Genomic DNA, 18,907 nt, shown 5'->3' on the forward strand with positions numbered 1-18,907 from the left:
AGTAAATGAGAATTAAAAAGTAACAATTAAAAAGTAAAAAAAATGAAAACACAAAAAAGCTATCTTTTATTCCTGGTATGTTCACTTGCATTAATGTCTTGCAGCAAGAACGATGACAATCCTGTCGCTAATAACATCACCTTACATTTCAACAACACGTTTAAAAATACGACTATTGTGCTTGGCGATGCTAGCTCTTCCACTGCTACGGTGAATACTTCTGCCGAAGGACAGGTTCACCATTTTTCAGAACTGAAATACGTGATAAGTAATATCCGTTTGATAAAAGCAGATGGGAGCGAAATCCCTTACAATATTAATGACTTGGATCAGGGAGCAACGGTTGTAGACCATTCAAAGCCGCAGACTTTAGATTATGTGCTCAGCAATATCCCGGTAGGTGAATACGGGCAACTGAAATTCGGCCTCGGTGTCAGGCCGGAACTAAACACATTGGATGAGGTAAGATTTCCTGATTTTTATGCAGCGGCGGGGGCAAACGACACCCAAATGCATTGGGAATGGGGTACGGGATATCGTTTCACTAAAATTGAAGGTTTTTATGACACCGACCATAAGGAAATGTCTGTTCATACCGGAAGTACCGTGGAGGGCACAAACGGAGAGCCGGATACCTACACGCAAGGGGTTGATGCCTACAGGGATATTACTTTGACCCTCCCTAGTCATGCGATCGTCGGTGAGCATGCTCCACGAATCACGATTAATGCAGATTTCGACAAATTATTAAGTGGAAAAACCAACACGATCATCTTAGGGACGGGAAATGCGAAGCCCAGTACGCATACGGCAGCTAATATGGTGTTGTTTGTCGATAACTTAGGCGGAAATGGATCGAGCGATCTTTCCGGGATGTTCTCGGTCGGTAGCGTAGAGAATTAAATGGGCACCAAAAGAGCCGCCCAGATTTTCAGACAGCGGTGGCTCTTTTCTTTAATCTGTATACTTCCAATGGTCGCCAAGAGCCCTCATCCTGTCTTAATGGATGCAGATATTGACGGGAAGTATGGAAGTGGCATGCAGATTTTTTCCAAACTATTTTTACATACATGGAAAGAGTACTCCTGTTTTTATCCGGCTTGTTGCTGTTGCTGTCCTGCAACAGGGAAAAGGTTATTGAGCCGATACCTTACGACAACCCTGAAATACCGTTGAATATACCCGATGGTTTTCCGTCATTGAATGCTTTCGTAGGCGAAAATAAGCCCACGAAGTATGGCGTGGAATTAGGTGAGAAATTATTCCACGAGAAAAAATTAAGTGGCAACAATACGATTTCCTGTGCCAGTTGTCACAAGCAATCGAGTGCTTTTGCCGATAATAACGTGCAAGCGATAGGGATTTATGGCAGAGTCGGACTTCGTAATACGCCGCCTCTTCAAAATTTGGCGTTTATGAAGTTCTTTAACTGGGATGGAAATATATTGCAATTGGAAAAGCAACCCTTGGTTCCCATCATCACACATGAAGAGATGAACTCGTCAATTTTGGAAGTCATTGGAAAAATCAGGGATGACTATGAATACAAGGATTTGTTTAAAAAGGCCTTTGGCGATGAAAATGTTACCGCCGACGGAATTTACCAAAGTATTGCACAATATGAATACACGCTTATTTCTGCCAACAGTAAGTACGATAGAATCAGACGGAACGAAGGTGACACATTTACAGAAAGTGAAGCACGAGGGTATCAGGTTTTTCAGCAGAAATGTATGAGCTGCCACAGTACCGAGCTGTTCACCGATCAGCGTTTCCGAAATGTCGGTTTTCCTGTAAACCCCAGTACAGAAGAGGCGGGGCGCGCCAGAGTAACGGGAATTCCTGCTGACCTTATGAGTTTTCGGGTTCCCTCTTTAAGGAATGCCGAATACACGGCACCTTATGGAAGTTTCGGCCAGTTTCCGACGTTAAAGTCTGTTTTGGATTATTTTGACAACGGTGTTTTGGATGCCGATAATCTCGATCCTATTCTAAAAGATAACGGAAACAGAATACCTCTAACCGAACAGGAAAAAGAAGATATCATCTCCTTTATTAAAACGCTAAGCGATAGCACCTTTGTTGGAAAGTAAAGGCATTGCCTGCAACACCTCCCGCCACTTATAGGCCGTTTCCTTTGTTTACAGATTCCTAACACCAATGTCCATTTTATATCGCTTCCAATAGTGCTAAAACATGCTTTATGGGGTCAATAACCGTTATTTTGTAAATAGTATACTAAATATGTAGACTTTATATTGTTTTGTTGAATTTTTCTTATACATTTGTCAAACATTCAACCTCTGAGGATAACTGAACGTAAAAGATGAAAAAAATGTTGATAACGATTTATATGGGCACAACGTATCGATGTTGCGTATGATCAGGTGTAAAATATTCTTTTAGGAAGTAAACACGTCGGCTGTCGACCGGCGTTTCAATGAAGCCAAACGGTTAATTAAACTTAAAATTTTATGCAAAACTACTCAAAGATTGCACAGGGTGCTGTGTTGTCTTTTCTATTGATCTGTCTTAATATTTTTGTGCAAGCACAGGAGACCAAACCGCTAATTAACTCTACTTTAAGTGGTGTCGTGCGAGATTCCCTGACGAAAGAACCACTACCAGGAGCGTTGGTGCAAATACAGGGAGTTACCCATAATGCCTCTACAGATGAAAATGGGAAATTTAGCTTCGTAACCGGACAAAAGTTTCCTTACACCTTGATCGTCAGTTATATAGGTTACGATAAAAAAACAGTTGTGGCGAACGACGCGCAAATAGAAATCTTATTGAAACCAGGCTTCAATCAATTAAACGATGTGGTTGTCGTAGGTTATACTACCCAACAGCGCAGAAACCTGATCGGCTCGGTCAGCAAGGTAGATCCAGCGGAGAGCAAAGATATCCCCGCAGGAGGTTTTGATGCGCAACTGCAAGGTAAGGTGGCAGGTGTGCAGATATCGAGTAGCACAGGGGTGCCCGGAGAGGCGGTTAACGTCCGCTTACGTGGCGCTACTTCCATTAATGCGAGTAATGATCCGCTCTATGTGGTCGACGGGGTATTCTTGAATACCAATAGTTTGCAAACCGTAAATACAGGTGGGAAAGCCACTTCTCCGATTGCCGATATCAACCCCTCGGATATTGAAAGCATTGAAGTATTGAAGGATGCCGAAGCAACCGCTCTTTATGGTTCGAGAGGTGCCAATGGGGTTATTTTAATTACGACGAAACGTGGTAATTTCAATCAAAAGCCTAAAATCGATGTAAACCTATCTCAAGGTTTTGCGAAAGCGGTTAAATTGTGGGAATTGACCACGGGGCCCGAGCATGCCGAATTGGTAAATGAATATAATCGGAATATTGGTCGTCCCGAGCCTTTTAGGCCGGTAAGTGAAGTGATCGATGGCGTTCCGGGCAGAGGAACGCCGGAGGAGCAAGAAACTTACGATCGTTTGGGAGAAGCCTTCCGAACGGCGTCACTTACCAATGTAGACATCGCATTAAGAGGAGGTTCAGCGTCTACGCGCTACTATTTAGGAGGCGGATATAATAAACAGGAGTCTATTTTAAAACCCATTAGTTTTGACCGAGCAAGCTTTAAAATTAATCTGGATCAACGGATAAATGATCGGATACAGGTCGGTACCAGCAATACCTTGGGCAGAACAGGGCGTAATCAAGCCCGCGCGGGCGACGGCCCTCAGGGTGGTTTGCTACAGGCAGCTTTACATACGCCTACCTATCTTTCGCCTTATAATGAGGATGGTGTGCTGGTAGGGCGGGCAGGTTTCGATAATCTCACCTTATTATTGGAAAACTATGACGTGAGCTCAACCAGTTTGCGCTATATAGGCAATTTGTATGCTGATATTAATATTTTACCCGATCTAAAATTCCGCACCACCTTCAGTATCGATTATAATAACTATAATGAAAGCGAGTATTGGAATAACTTGCTGATTGCTGGTAGCCCAGACGGTTTGGCTACCTCGGCCATTGGGCAGGCTACTACCTGGATCAATGAACAAACATTAACCTATCGTAAACGGTTCAATGAGCAGCATAGCTTCGGTGTGTTAGTGGGTAATACTCTGCAGGGGACTACTTTGGAACGTACCAGTGCGCAAGGAAGGGGCTTCGCCAGCAATGATTTTAAATTGATTTCCTCTGCAGCAACGAGCACAAGCAGCCAGGCTTGGGAAAAATCTAACTTGGCTTCTTTTTTTGGAAGGGTGGATTATGCTTTTGCTGATAAATACTTAATTGATTTCTCTATCCGAGCAGATGGTTCCTCCCGCTTCGGCTCAGCAGACCCTTGGGGGTACTTTCCTGCGGTTGGTGCCGCTTGGCGCGTAAAACAAGAGTCCTTTTTGAAGGATGTTGCATTTATAGACGATTTGAAACTGCGGGCAAGCTATGGGAGCACCGGAAATCAGAACGGTATCGGCGATTTCGCCGCCCGTCGATTATGGTCGGGTATTGGCTCTTCTTATCAAGGGGTGCCGGGTATCGCTCCGCAACAGTTGCCTAATCAGCAATTGCGCTGGGAACGTACCGATCAGCTGAATATAGGTTTCGACGTTTCGTTGTTTAAGCAGGTGCTGGATATTTCCCTTAACGTGTATGATAAATATACAAAAGATGGTTTGTTGCCGGTCACACTCGCGGCTACAACCGGTTATGATAGCTACACCAGCAATGCCGCTGAAATAAGCAATAAGGGTTTTGAATTGGCTATCAATAGTTACAATATACGAAAGCAAGATTTTACATGGCAAACTAGTTTTAACATCTCCCGAAATGTCAATAAAATCGAGAAGCTCGACAAGCCCCTGAATTACGGCAGTCGCGATCTTATTCTTTTCCAGGAGGGAAGTCCGCTTTACTCTTTTTGGGTATACAACCAACTGTATGTGGATCCGCAAACCGGTGATGCGGTATACGAGGATGTAAATAACGACGGTAGGATTACTACGGCCGACCGGAAAATTATGGGAAGTATCTGGCCTGACTTTTTTGGTGGACTAACCAATACATTGACTTATAAAGGTTTTGATGCTTCAGCCTTTCTCGTTTTTTCCTACGGCAACGAAATTTATAATCACAACCGCTTCTTTGGTGAGGGTGGAGGTGCTCGCGATGCCGCCCGTGTCATCTTTGCTTCGAATTTAGCTAGATGGCAGCAACCAGGAGATATAACGGATGTACCACGATCGGATGGCGTGAATGTCAATAACTATCGAGATGGTGGTAGCAGATGGCTGGAGGATGGCTCCTATTTGCGACTGCGCTCTTTGACCATCGGTTATACACTGCCAAAGCAGGTATCTGACAAACTGCATCTGGAAAAGCTGCGCTTTTACCTGCAGGGCAATAATCTTTTTACTTGGACAGACTATACAGGTTTAGATCCGGAAGCGGCAGCCAGTAGTTCGCAGAACGAACAGGGGATTGATTTGGGTACGCCGCCCCAGCCACGAAGTTTTCAATTGGGAATTAACTTAACACTTTAAGCGAGGTCATGAAGAATATTCTAACTTACATAGCAGCTTTTTTTTCCATCATCAGTTTTACTGCATGCAATAAATTTTTGGATGTGCAGCCGCGGGCATCGATCTCGGGCGAGAATATTATTGTAGATGAAACGTCGGCTAACGCAGCGCTGAATGGCGTTTATAGTGCCTTGCGGTCGTACTATAGCGTAGATTTTCAGTCGATAGCCTACCTGTCAGGCGATAATATTGAATGGACGGGTTCGCAATCGCAAGTCCAGGAATTTATCAACCATCAGGTGAATGCTGAAAATTCAACGGTTGGCAGTACATGGAAAGGTATCTACGTGGCTATTAACCGGGCAAATCAAGTTATTAAAAATGTATCGGAACTAGGGGAAGACGTAATTTCTCGGAATGTTCGTGACCGGATTGCAGGAGAGGCTTATTTTATCCGTGCCTTAGCTTATTTCGATTTGGTGCGCACCTGGGGAGGTGTACCGCTCATTACCGAACCGACCCTGGACGTAGACGACAATGCCGGCATTGCACGTAGCTCGGCGGAAGCGACTTATGCACAGGTATTGGCCGACCTAAATCAGGCGGAAGCATTACTTTCTGAGTCTACTAACCGCTTTCAGGCAACACGGAAGACCGTTTGGGCGCTTAAAGCCCGCTATTACCTATACAATAAAAATTGGCAGGAAGCAATCGATTATGCTACCCGACTAATAGATGATCGGGCAAACTATGAGCTATTGAATCCGTATTATGCTTTTTTTGCGAACGGCGTAACCGGTACGCGCGAGTCCGTTTTCGAGATTTTTTATAATGCCAATGAGCTGAATCCGCATCGCGGGCAATGGCAGCCTCAGCAGAATGGCGGTACCCGGCAATGGGCACCTAATACGACCTTCGTTAATCTCGTGAATGATCCGGAAATAGGCGGAAGCCGTAATGCGTTGGTTGCACGGGATAACCAGAACCGTTGGTATGGCAACCTGTATTACCGGAGTCCAGCTACTGATCCAACTTATGTGATCCGGATTGCTGAATTGTATCTCATAAGAGCAGAAGCCTTTAGCGAGTTAAATGAAATAGAGGCGGCACGGGCAGACTTGAATGCGGTGAGAACAAGAGCGGGGCTTGCCAACACGAATGCCGCGAATCGTGAGGATCTATTGCTGGCGATTGAAAACGAGCGACGATTGGAATTTGGCTTGGAAGCGCATCGCTGGTTTGACCTGGTACGCACGGGTAGAGCCGCGAGTGTACTGAATATAAGCGATCCCAATAAATTGCTTTTGCCTTTACCGGCAGAACAGTTATTGACGGATGATGCATTGGAACAAAACCTTGGTTATTAAGGATATTATCAATAAGCTTATGATTGACAACAGCATTTATGAACAACGCGATTGGAAAGGATATGAAAGGATTCTTTTCCGCTTCCTCTTCGCTTATTTCCTGCTACAGATCGTACCGGTCGACTGGAAATTCTACGAAAGATTATCTCAGATCAATTGGCTACAGCTAGGATTGGCCGATCTGTTTAATATCAGTCGCTATACCCGCCAAATCGTTGAAACGCCTACCTCGGCTGATTTTTGGGGGATTCATACCTTTGCCGACTGGGGCGTTATGGCAGTGATTGCATTCATTGTGGCTGCTGTATGGTCTTTTGTAGATAAACGGAAGGAGTATGACCGCCTCTATTATATACTGCGTGTCATAGTGCGTTATCGACTGGCAATAGGCGTGATTGCCTATGGTTTCCTAAAGCTGTTTCCTTTGCAATCGCCGTATCCTGCTTTGAGCACCTTGAATACAAATTATGGTGACCTCTCTGCATGGAAGATCTTTTCGCTTTCGCTCGGAATAGCACCTTCTTTTGAGGTGTTTTTGGGATCGGTTGAAATATTGGCAGGTTTACTCTTATTGAATAGAAAAACGGTTTTCCTCGCATCGTTTATTATCCTGTGTTTTACCGGTAATGTATTCCTTTCGAATTTAGCCTATGAAGGGGGAGAAACGGTTTATAGTTTATACTTGATTCAGTTGGCACTTTTCTTATTATGGTACGATGCCCCCCGCTTATTTACGCTGCTATCGCTCGAGAAACCTGCCCATCCCAATAAGTTTAAGTGGGTTTATACGAAGAGACAATATCAGGTGAGGCTACTTTTAAAGGGATTGTTCGTCTTTACTTTCGTTATCTTCTACGGAGCAAAGGCTTACAGCGTCTATCGGCAAGGAGGGTATCAGTATCCCTTGGCAAAAGGGCCGCTGCAAGAAGGCTTTTATGAAGTAACGCATTTCGTGTATAATGGAGATAGCATCGCTTTCAGTAACAGCAACCGCCTACGTTGGCAAAATGTGGTCATTGAAAAATGGCCAACGCTCAGTATCAAAACCGGGAAATACAGCGCTTCGCATAGCAGTAACGTAGAGATCATACATACCGCTGATACGGCGAGAGATTACGAATACAGTGGTACTACTGCGCGGCAGTATTACCGTTATCAGCTCGATACGAATACCCATAAGCTGGTATTGAAGACGCTGAATGATAAACGGGAACCCGATTTATCATTCACGTTTAATCGACGGGACGATCGGACAATCACCTTGACTGGGCGCAATACTACCGGCGATTCACTGTATGTTGTGTTACAGCAAGTAGACAAAAAATACTTATTGGAAGAAGCTAAAAAGGCCGGCAGAAGAAGCCGTCTCGTACTATAACAATAAATCTTTTGCAATGGATACCCATGTTAAATCATTCACCGAAACGGCCGCTCAAGCAGGTGGCCGGGAGGCGTCAGGCAAACAAGCTCTGGGAGGCGGCGATTGGAGCTTTGGTAAAAAAATCGGCTTCCGGATCGTTTTTTTATTCATTATACTCATGTCCATACCTTGGAACTGGAAATGGTATACCGATCTGTTTCATGTTGACTGGACAGCTTTGCATTATCGGGATTTATACGATATAGCCCGCTTCCAACCTTCATTCCGGGTATTGGGGCAATGGCTTCCTTCTTGGTATGGCTATTCAGACTGGATTGTGGTATTGTTAATAGCGCTTGTTGGTGCCGTCCTATGGACCGCAATTGATAAGAAAAGAAAGAACTACAATAAGCTCTATTATTGGCTACTGGTAGTGGCTCGCTATCGTGCAGGAATCGGGATTATTGGTTTTGCTTTCACCAAAGTATTGCCTGTACAGATGCCTTATCCTTCTGAAGGAATCTTGAACACAGATTTTGGCGATCTTACCCAGCAAAAGATCTATTGGCTGTCCATCGGTATCGTGCCCTGGTATCAAGTGTTTACCGGCGTGGTCGAATTAATGGCCGGTGCTATGCTTTTTTTCAGAAAAACCACTTTTTATGGCGCGGCGCTGCTGACGGGTGCTTTGGGTAGTATTACCTATGTAAATTTTGCCTACGAAGGGGGGGTGCATGTATATGCTTCTTACTTTGTATTGTTCGGTTTGTTCATTTTATCCTATTATATCCCCCGTATCTATCGGTTGATGATCCGCGAAGAATACACGGTGCCTGTTAATTTCTATCCTGTATTTGATAAAACCTGGCAGCTCGTCGTGCGCTTCGGATTGAAAGCTACAGTGATTGTCGTGTTCCTGGGTGTTTTATTTTATGTGCAGTTGCTTAATTTCTGGTACGATCCCTATAAGCAGCCGTCTTCTCCTGGGGTAGCGAAGTTAAGAGGTTATTATGACGTTAAGGCTTTTTATCTGAATAATCAGCTCCTTCCGGAGGCCCCCAATGACTCGGTGCGCTGGCAGGATCTAACCTTCGAAAAATGGACGACCATGACCTTTAAAGTGAAGAAGACGCAAGCGCTCGATCTATCAAACGGCGGAGGAAATCCTATTCGGGATATCGATCGGACTTTTGAGATTGCCGGTGTCGGCGGGGGAAGGCGGGTGTTTCATTACTATGCCGATACAGTGGATAAGGTACTTTATCTGCAAGATAAAAATATAGCGACTGCCAGTTTTGTTGGCGGCAGAAGAGGAGAGGGCGAGGGCTATCCTAATAGGCAAGAGAAGCCGGCTGGAAAAATAGTGGATAACTATCCAAAAGATTGGATCAGTGAGCAGGCTTGGCAGCATATTGGTAATGAAGAAGCGATGATTGATCCACGTGGTGCTACCACGCGACGTAGCCGGGGATTTGCTGAAAGACCACGGAAGGTCATCCGTAAGAAGATGATGCTGCATTATGATACGAATGCGGACGGATCAGAGGTGACCTTAGTAGGCTTAAATGAGAATCGGGACTCCATCCGGGTGGTGCTTGAACGGAGAGACCGTCATTATATCTTAACGAAGAGTACATTGGATGCTGGACAATATGGTGGTGTTTCTGCGAAAGATGAGAACTGAAGTCTTTTGTTTCTGCTTCCTCTTTTTATTGTCCGCATGTTCGTCAGAAAGTAAAAAGCCGACTCCGGCACCACCATTGGCTGTGCCCGAGCGGCCTGATGAGGAGGGGTGGCCGAATCGTTTCGGTTTTGGAGAAGAGGCCGATGAGGCATTAATTAACAAATGGAATATGAGCATCGCGCCGGATGGAAAGGGATTACCGGCAGGGCGAGGTTCAGCCAAGCAGGGAGCTGTAGTGTACCAGGCAAAGTGTGCGTCTTGTCACGGACCGAAGGGGTGGGATGGTCCTTTCGACCCGTTGGTGATAGAGGAAGGCGCCATGGCCAAAACTATTGGAAACTATTGGCCTTATGCGACTACTATTTTCGATTATATACGGCGTGCTATGCCCTATAATGCACCCGGATCACTCTCTAACGAGGAGGTTTATCAGCTGACAGCATTCTTATTATATGCCAATGGTCTGCTGGGTAAAGACCAAGAGCTGAATGCAACCACGCTACCCAAGATTGAGATGCCCGCCAAAAAGCTTTTTGTCCCGGACGATCGCAGGGGTGGTCGCGAAATAAGATGATTGTGCTATGAAAGAGAAAAAAATACTGGAAACGCAAATACCAGCGGTTGTTCCCACAATGAAGATGAGCCGCAGACGGATGCTTGGGGGAGCAGCAGCTTTGGGATTAGCGCTTGTGCAGGACTCTTTTGGTAAGGTGGTGCAAGAGGCGGAGCCGCTATTTGATGTGCCAAAAGATCCCACCAAAATATTGGGTGTGCCTCCAGGAACTATAGGCACGCGTTCTCCTTTTGAGCAACCAAAGAAAATCCCATCCATCACTTCTTCCAGAACGCCGCTTCAAGATTTATTCGGAACCATCACCCCATCCGATTTACACTTTGAACGAAATCATGGTGGCGTACCTTTCATTGATCCTGAAAAATATGAACTCGTTATTCATGGGATGGTGAAAAAACCGATGCGATTTACGCTGCACGATTTGAAGCGCTTTCCGTCTTTTACACGCATCTGCTTTATAGAATGCTCGGGAAATTTCCGTACAGGAAAGGCGGAGTTGACGCCGCAGGAGATTTGTGGTTTAACCAGTCAGAGTGAGTGGACGGGTGTGATGTTGTCCACCGTTTTCCGGGAGGTCGGTATTGACCCGAAAGCTACCTGGTTTTTAGCAGAAGGGAATGACGCTGCGGTCATGACACGGAGCATACCAATTGAAAAAGCATATGAAGACGCTATGTTGGTATATGCTCAGAATGGGGAGGCCTTGAGACCGGAACAGGGATATCCGGTACGGTTATTATTATCTGGATGGGAAGGGAATACACAGATCAAGTGGATTCGGCGGATTGAGCTGACTGATCAGGCTTTTATGACGCGTGAGGAGACCTCAAAATATACCGAAAACATCGCCGGGGGTAAAATCCGGCAGTTTAGCCTGCTCATGGATGCACGTTCAATCATTACTTTTCCGTCTTATCCTTTACAGATTCAAAGAGGATGGGTAGAAATCCGCGGTATCGCTTGGAGTGGTCGTGGAAAGATCAGTAGCGTAGAAGTGAGTACAGACGAAGGGAAAACGTGGTATCCAGCAGCGCTACAAGAACCTGTTTTAAGTAAAGCGCATACTGCCTTTCGGTTTTTATGGCAATGGAATGGAAAAGCAACAGTCATCATGAGCAGAGCGATCGATGAAACAGGATATTATCAACCCAGTTACCGGGAATTGGCGGCCGCCCGAGAGAGCAAAGGAGGCTATCACTTCAATCCAATTACCGCTTGGGAAATTAAAAGTGATGGCCATGTATATTTAGTCAGTGATAGAACGTAATTTAGCAGCAAGTTATGCGAAATGAACAGAGCGAATATGATGCAGTGGTTGTCGGTTCCGGCCCGAATGGATTAGCGGCGGGCATCCTTTTACAGCAGCAGGGTTTGCAGGTATTGATTATTGAGGCCAAGAAGGAAATAGGAGGAGGGATGCGCAGTGCGGAGCTCACCTTGCCGGGATATATCCATGATGTTTGTTCTGCCGTTCAGCCCATGGCTGCGGCATCTCCCTTTTTGAGTAAACTTCCTTTGGAAAATTATGGTTTACAATATATTCAGCCTACGGTACTAGCGGCGCATCCATTCGATGATGGTACAGCCGTAGCATTGTATCCCAACATGCAGGAAACGGCAGCAGCACTTGGTGCCGATCAGGATACGTATCTACGCCTGTTTAAGCCACTGGTTGAACAATGGGGCCAAGTTGCAGATGATTTATTAGGACCTTTTGGTTTTCCCAAAAATCCTGTTGCATTTGCACGCTTCGGACTATCGGCCTTATTGCCGGCGCAGGTTTTGGCCAAAAGATTTAAAACCGAACATTTACGGGGTTTGTGGGCAGGTATGGCAGCGCATAGCATGTTGCCGCTCTCTAAATTAACAACTTCTGCTATTGCTTTGGTACTCTCCATCAATGGTCATCGGAAAGGTTGGCCCATTGTGCGGGGCGGGAGCCAATCCTTGGCGAATGCCATGGCGAGTTATTTTACGAGCTTGGGAGGAGTGATCGAAACGGGGATAACAGTTACCAGTCTAAGTCAGCTGCCCAAAGCAAAAGCTGTGCTATTTGATACCTCCCCCAAACAATTGCTCAAGATTGCCGGACATACCTTCTCCAGCTTATATAGGCGACAATTACAGCGTTATCGTTATGGTATGGGCTTGTTTAAAGTGGACTGGGCCCTGGACGCACCTATACCCTTTAGGGCAGCGGCATGTAGGTTGGCGGGAACGGTTCATATTGGTAACACGTTGGCAGAGGTGGCTTATTCAGAGCGTGCAATTTCAAAAGGAGCGTGTCCTGATCGCCCCTTTGTTTTACTGGCACAGCAAAGTCTTTTTGATTCGTCCAGAGCACCGGAAGGCAAGCAGGTGGCGTGGGGCTATTGCCATGTGCCAAATGGTTCAACAAAGGACATGACGGAAGCAATCGAAAAACAAATCGAACGTTTTGCTCCCGGATTCAGAGAACGCATATTAGCGCGGCACACGACGGACACGGAGGCCTTGGAGGCCTATAATTTAAACTATCATGGAGGAGACGTAAATGGGGGCGCCTTAGATCTAGGGCAACTCTTTACCCGACCAGCTCTACGTTGGTCACCCTATCGAACAAGTACAAAGGGCTTGTATATTTGCTCTGCGTCGACTCCTCCGGGAGGCGGTGTACACGGTATGGGCGGATATCATGCTGCCAAGCGCGCCTTGAAAGACATCTTCCATATTAGCCTTTAATCCGCTTGTCCGGTTTTTTCTTTATTGTCCGGTTAGGATAGGGTAAAATGAGCGTTTCTCAGGCTTAGATTTCCTCTATGTTGCAGATGAGCGACAGCGCCTGTGGAATCAGTTTGGCTTCCACATGTTTCACCTTCCCGATATATTCGCCGTCCACTTGCAAAAAGGTATTCTCCCGGGTACTTAGCGTCACCTGATCCGTTTGTACCGTCTCTGTTTTGAAGGGGTTGAACGACGCTTTGAAGCGCAAACACATGCTCAATAGCTCTAATACAGAACGCCACTTGACAACCACTACTTCGAAATGGGTGTCGAATAAGGAGCCGCATTTGTTTATTTTTAGACCTGTTCCGTAGCTTGTTCCGTTTGCGATGACAACCATGTCCGCTTTCCTCGACCTGCTTTTACCCTGAGTACGAATGGTGACATGCATTTTTTTATGTCTTTTTAGTACTTGCCAAGCAGCCTTCATATATCCTGTCATCCCGCGTTCATGCAAAGATTGAAATTTCTTTACAATACGCGCATTCATGCCGATATCGGCTAAATGGATGCTCAGTTCGCCGTTTATTAACAGCGCATGTATAGATTTGGCTGTGCCGGTTGCTGCCAGTTCAAGGGCCGCTTTGATGTTGGTTTTCAGGTTGATTTCTTTGGCCATTCCGTTGGCAGAACCAGCGGGTATAATAGCAAGTGGGACGTTTGTCCCTAATAAGCATTCAGCTGCCAGTTTAACCGTGCCATCACCGCCAACCGCCAAGAGCCTGTGAGGATCGAATTCGCTTATATCTTGCTTGATCTGTTCTGTGGAGCATTTTTTCGTCAGAACGAAAAAGTGTAGGGTGTAATCTTTGTCTTTATAAAAATCGTTGATCAGTTCCTCCCAATCGAGCTCTTGATTCCCCGCGCCAGGATTGACGAGGACATATAATCTTAAAGAGGTGTTTGTGTTCATTATGCAGTGTTGACCACAATAAAACCAATAAGTGTTTTATATGTTTGATGGTTGATGGGGCGATCGGTTGAAATAAAAATATACAGTGGTTATGGCCATAGTAAGAATTTAGTGGTTTACGGGCATGTGCTTCAACGTAAGCCACGAGCACCTAACGACTTCCGGGAAAGCGGATGGCGACATACGTGGAGTTTAATGAGACTCTTCTTTGTAAGGCCGGTCGGAGGCGTTCGGTTAAGGCTGCACTTTTATAACCAAGTTATCGAGACAGTAGCCCAGTCCGATGGCTTCTTTAAGTTTAAATGGGCTACCGACAGGCATCTAGAGGCGGGCTTACACAGTGTAAAAATCGAGTTGATAGCGACGGACAAGCTTCAGGGCTGCGCTTCGGGAAAAGTATATGTGCCTCAATCTACTCAATACGTGTTCGTTTCAGATATTGACGATACGGTTTTGGTATCCCATTCAGCAACCGGTTGGCGACGTCTTCGGGAGCTTTTAGTAAAAAATGCTTATCGAAGGGAAGTTTTTGCCGATCATGTCGTTTGGTATAATTTACTTTCCCGATCTGGAGCCCCATCTCAGCAGCTCAATCCATTCTTTTACGTTTCAAGCAGCGAATGGAATCTTTATGATTATCTTCAACGCGTTTTTGATCACAATGGATTGCCACAGGGGTCCTTTTTATTAAGTCATTTCAAGCGTTGGCTCGATTTTTTTAAGGCCGGAAAAACCGGACATGAGGACAAATATCGGAGAATAAGCAGGCTCCTCCGGGTTTTTCCGAAACAAAAGTTTGTGTTAATTGGCGACAATTCACAGCGCGACCCAGAGATATATACTGCTTTAGCGAATAACTACCCAGATCGTGTCGCTGCCGTGTATATACGGAATATAAAAAATAAAAAAGCTGCAACGACTTTGCAGCTTTTTAAAAGTTTTAAAGACAAGGGTATTCGTACTTGCCTATTCAATACGAATAGGGAAGCGATTGAACATTCTGTATCCATTGGCTTGGTGTCCCATGGAAGTGTGCAAGAATTAACCGGTTTTTAATGCCACTTCCGATGAAGAAATCATCTTTCTAAGGTTATTCAAAGCGTAACGCATTCGCCCCAAGGCGGTGTTGATACTGACGTCGGTAACCTCGGCAATCTCCTTGAAGCTCATTTCGCCGTAATGCCGCATAATAAGCACCTCCTTTTGATCGTCCGGGAGAAGTTGTATCATCTTTCTGAGGTCTCTGTAAGTTTGGTATCTGATCATACGTTCTTCCGTACTTTCGTCGTAGAAAGGCAGTACATCAAAGATGTCAAAGCCTTCGCTGTTAGCGATCAGCGGAGTACGCTTTTCTTTTCGATAATAATCAATAACTAAGTTATGTGCAATCCGTAGCGCCCAGGGAAGGAATTTCCCTTCATCGTTATATCTGCCGGCCTGTAAAGTGCTGATAACTTTGATGAATGTGTCCTGAAATAGATCCTCGGCTAAATAAGGATCTTTTACCAGTAAATAAATGGAAGTGTATATTTTTGATTTATATCGATATACTAACTCTTCAATTGCGGCGTTGTTACCCGCCAAATACAAATGAATCAGTTGTCTGTCTGTGTTTTTTTGCAGTGTCATGCTATGCTACTTGGTCTTTTTTTGATGGTAAAAAAGTATATTAAGTAGTTTTTTTCTCTATAGCAGTCCTCCTAAAATTTAGTAATTCGCTGGTTGAACCAGTTTGATACGTTAATAAATTTTTTCAAAGCAAAACATTTTTTTTAGAAAAACAAAGAAAAAATATGAAAATCGTTTGTTGTTTCTTTATTCCGTATTTTTGTTCACTTGGTTTTATGCGAGTAAAAACAGAACGGGAATCGTTCAAAAAAGGTAAAATTACAAGGAATTCATGACAAAAAAAGTTGATTCGAACGCAAAATCTCATATACTTATTAAGGGGGCTCGAGTTCATAATCTAAAAAATATAGACGTATCCATACCGAAGAATAAGTTAGTCGTTATCACGGGGATGTCGGGTTCGGGAAAATCTTCGCTAGCGTTCGATACGCTTTATGCCGAGGGGCAGCGTAGGTACGTCGAGAGCCTATCTTCTTACGCACGGCAATTTATGGGACGAATGAATAAGCCGGAGGTAGACTATATAAAAGGAATTGCTCCGGCAATTGCGATTGAGCAAAAGGTAATTACCAGTAATCCGCGGTCAACGGTTGGTACCTCTACTGAAATATATGACTACCTGAAGTTGTTATTTGCTCGTGTGGGTAAAACGATATCGCCCGTGTCGGGCAGACAGGTAAAAAAGGACACGGTTACCGACGTGGTGAATTTCGTTTCGTCGTTGCCCGCTGATACGCAGATAACGATCTTCAGTCCACTACACCCACATAATGAACGGAAACTGAAGGAAGAGTTGGCTGTTCTTCTTCAAAAAGGCTTTGTACGGATAGCATACTTAGGGCGTATCGAGAAAATCGAATCCTTGCTTGCGGATCAAAAAGTTGCGAACACCGGCATTGCTTTAGGCGATTTGCGTATCGTAATTGACCGCGTTCGCGTCGATCAGGAAGACGAAACGTTAAGTCGGATTGCAGATTCGGTCCAGACGGCCTTCTTTGAAGGAAAGGGCGACTGCTATATCCACGACGGCGAAAAAGAGCATTTTTTTTGCGATAGGTTTGAGTTGGATGGGATGGTCTTTGAGGAGCCGACACCCAATTTTTTTAGCTTTAACAATCCATACGGCGCCTGTAGCCGATGTGAAGGCTACGGAAGGGTGATTGGTATCGATCCCGATTTAGTAATTCCGGACAAGAGCCGGTCGGTATATGACGGAGCTATTGCGCCGTGGCGCGGCGAAAAAATGGGCGAGTGGTTAAACCGCCTTGTTAAGGCGGCCGTTAAATTTGATTTTCCGGTTCATCGCGCCTACCGGGATTTAACTGACGAACAACAGCAGGTGCTCTGGACGGGCAATAAGTACTTCAGAGGTTTAGACGATTTTTTCAAGGAGCTGGAAGAGCAAACCTATAAAATTCAATACCGCGTTATGTTATCTCGTTATCGGGGAAAGACAGACTGTCCGGATTGTAAAGGAACGCGTCTCCGAAAAGATGCTGCTTATGTGAAAGTAGGTGGCAAGTCCATTACCGATATGGTGTTGATGCCGCTCGACGACTTATTAGGTTTTTTTAACCGTCTTTCACTTGACCCGCAGGAAGAAACGATTGCCAGGAGGCTGTTGATGGAGATTAACAATCGGGTTCGTTTCTTAACCGAGGTGGGGCTCGGCTATCTTACCTTAAACAGACTTTCAAATACACTGTCGGGCGGCGAGTCGCAACGGATCAATTTAGCGACTTCGTTAGGCAGCTCCCTGGTGGGATCCATTTATGTGCTGGATGAGCCGAGTATCGGCTTGCACCCCCGGGATACCCAGCGCTTAATCGGCGTGCTCAAATCATTGCGTGATGTAGGGAATACGGTTTTGGTTGTTGAACACGAAGAGGAGATGATGCAAGCTTCCGATTATTTGATTGATATTGGTCCTGCGGCGGGCGTGCACGGCGGTGAGCTTGTTTTCTCGGGAACCTATCAGGAGATTCTTCAGGATAAGCAGAGCCTAACAGGAAAGTACTTGAATGGTACCGAAGTTATTAGCTTGCCCAGTACACGGAGGAAATGGCAACACGCTGTAACCGTGAAGGGCGCGCGGGAAAATAACTTAAAAGGCATTGATGTGAGGTTCCCTCTTTACACGTTTACGGTTGTGTCCGGTGTATCGGGGTCAGGTAAGACCTCTTTGGTGAAACGCATTTTGTATCCGGCCTTACAAAAAGCAACCGGCAATTATTCCGGAGAACAGACTGGTCTTTTTGACGGTTTGGATGGCGACCTGAATCTGGTTGAACGGGTCGAGATGGTCGACCAAAACCCGATAGGAAGGTCTTCGCGTTCTAATCCGGTTACTTATGTAAAGGCCTGGGATGAGATACGCGCGCTGTTTAGCAGCCAGCCGGCAGCAAAAGCTGTAGGCCTAAAGCCAGCCGCTTTCTCTTTTAATGTGGAAGGTGGCAGGTGCGATGTTTGTCAGGGAGAGGGAGAAGTGAAGATCGAAATGCAATTTATGGCCGACATTTATCTCACCTGCGAGGCCTGCGGTGGCAAGCGATTCAAACAGCAGGTGCTCGATATCACTTGGCAAGATAAGAATGTGTACGATATCTTGGAGCTCACAGTCGAGGAGGCACTGGTATTTTTTGAGAAACAGCCCAAAATCTTGAATAAAATTCAGCCTTTAGCGGATGTAGGGTTGGGCTATGTAAAACTTGGGCAATCGTCCAATACCTTATCTGGAGGGGAAGCGCAGCGTATTAAGCTGGCCTCGTTCTTAGTGAAGGGAAATAACAGTAAAAACACCTTGTTTATTTTTGATGAACCCACTACGGGACTTCATTTTCATGATATCCGAAAACTGTTGAAGTCGTTCGACGCGCTAATAGCACAAGGAAATACCATTCTGGTGATCGAACATAACATGGATGTAATTAAATGTGCAGATTGGGTGATTGATATTGGCCCTGAAGGTGGAGAGAAGGGTGGCCAACTCGTATTTGAGGGGACGCCTGAAGAGCTGGTTAAGGAGGAGACGTCTTATACCGGGCAATTCCTTAAAAGGCATATGCAATAGAAGGGAGACCATCGGCCTTTATATTTAATGGGAGAAAATTCGTAATTTT

General features: G+C 45.3%; 13 protein-coding genes. 11 read left to right on the forward strand and 2 right to left on the reverse strand.

Features of this window, described 5'->3' with window-relative positions; genetic code table 11:
- Positions 1-42: 42 nt before the first annotated feature.
- The 9 genes from EPX21_RS02075 (at position 43) to EPX21_RS02115 (ending at position 13,204) form a co-directional block, all read left to right on the forward strand.
- On the forward strand, positions 43-903 hold the full coding sequence (locus EPX21_RS02075) for an MbnP family protein (protein WP_134088027.1): 861 nt from the start codon (positions 43-45) through the stop codon (positions 901-903).
- 167 nt (positions 904-1,070) lie between these two features.
- Positions 1,071-2,093, forward strand: coding sequence for a cytochrome-c peroxidase (locus tag EPX21_RS02080; protein ID WP_134088028.1), 1,023 nt, complete (start codon positions 1,071-1,073; stop codon positions 2,091-2,093).
- Positions 2,094-2,474: 381 nt separating this feature from the next.
- Complete coding sequence (locus tag EPX21_RS02085) at positions 2,475-5,519, forward strand: TonB-dependent receptor (RefSeq protein ID WP_134088029.1); 3,045 nt, start codon at positions 2,475-2,477, stop codon at positions 5,517-5,519.
- 8 nt (positions 5,520-5,527) lie between these two features.
- Positions 5,528-6,865: a RagB/SusD family nutrient uptake outer membrane protein gene (locus EPX21_RS02090; protein WP_134088030.1), complete on the forward strand. Its 1,338-nt coding sequence runs from the start codon at positions 5,528-5,530 to the stop codon at positions 6,863-6,865.
- A complete protein-coding gene (locus EPX21_RS02095) occupies positions 6,834-8,243 on the forward strand; it encodes a DoxX family protein (protein ID WP_240768479.1) in 1,410 nt (469 codons plus the stop codon). The genes EPX21_RS02090 and EPX21_RS02095 overlap by 32 nt, the downstream gene beginning before the upstream one ends.
- A gap of 16 nt (positions 8,244-8,259) precedes the next feature.
- On the forward strand, positions 8,260-9,909 hold the full coding sequence (locus EPX21_RS02100; RefSeq protein ID WP_206105980.1) for a hypothetical protein: 1,650 nt from the start codon (positions 8,260-8,262) through the stop codon (positions 9,907-9,909).
- A complete protein-coding gene (locus EPX21_RS02105) occupies positions 9,899-10,483 on the forward strand; it encodes a c-type cytochrome (RefSeq protein WP_134088031.1) in 585 nt (194 codons plus the stop codon). Before EPX21_RS02100 ends, EPX21_RS02105 begins: the two co-directional genes overlap by 11 nt.
- A gap of 7 nt (positions 10,484-10,490) precedes the next feature.
- Entirely contained in the window at positions 10,491-11,750 is a 1,260-nt protein-coding gene (soxC, locus tag EPX21_RS02110; RefSeq protein WP_134088032.1) for a sulfite dehydrogenase, read from the forward strand.
- Positions 11,751-11,764: 14 nt separating this feature from the next.
- Positions 11,765-13,204 carry an NAD(P)/FAD-dependent oxidoreductase gene (locus EPX21_RS02115; RefSeq protein WP_134088033.1) on the forward strand — a complete coding sequence of 480 codons (1,440 nt, stop codon included), beginning with the start codon at positions 11,765-11,767 and terminating at the stop codon, positions 13,202-13,204.
- A gap of 64 nt (positions 13,205-13,268) precedes the next feature.
- On the opposite strand, the gene EPX21_RS02120 is transcribed toward EPX21_RS02115, so the two are convergent.
- Positions 13,269-14,159, reverse strand: coding sequence for a diacylglycerol kinase family protein (locus EPX21_RS02120; RefSeq protein ID WP_134088034.1), 891 nt, complete (start codon positions 14,157-14,159; stop codon positions 13,269-13,271).
- Positions 14,160-14,213: 54 nt separating this feature from the next.
- On the opposite strand from EPX21_RS02120, the gene EPX21_RS02125 reads away from it, so the two are divergent.
- Positions 14,214-15,215 carry an App1 family protein gene (locus EPX21_RS02125; RefSeq protein WP_134088035.1) on the forward strand — a complete coding sequence of 334 codons (1,002 nt, stop codon included), beginning with the start codon at positions 14,214-14,216 and terminating at the stop codon, positions 15,213-15,215.
- Here EPX21_RS02125 and EPX21_RS02130 read toward each other — a convergent pair.
- Positions 15,201-15,788, reverse strand: coding sequence for an RNA polymerase sigma factor (locus EPX21_RS02130; protein ID WP_134088036.1), 588 nt, complete (start codon positions 15,786-15,788; stop codon positions 15,201-15,203). The genes EPX21_RS02125 and EPX21_RS02130 overlap by 15 nt on opposite strands.
- Before the next feature lie 271 nt (positions 15,789-16,059).
- Here EPX21_RS02130 and uvrA point away from each other — a divergent pair, with 271 nt between their 5' ends.
- Complete coding sequence (uvrA, locus tag EPX21_RS02135) at positions 16,060-18,858, forward strand: excinuclease ABC subunit UvrA (RefSeq protein ID WP_134088037.1); 2,799 nt, start codon at positions 16,060-16,062, stop codon at positions 18,856-18,858.
- Positions 18,859-18,907 lie beyond the last annotated feature (49 nt).

Source organism: Olivibacter sp. XZL3, from assembly GCF_004368405.1.
Classification (GTDB): Bacteria; Bacteroidota; Bacteroidia; order Sphingobacteriales; family Sphingobacteriaceae; genus Olivibacter.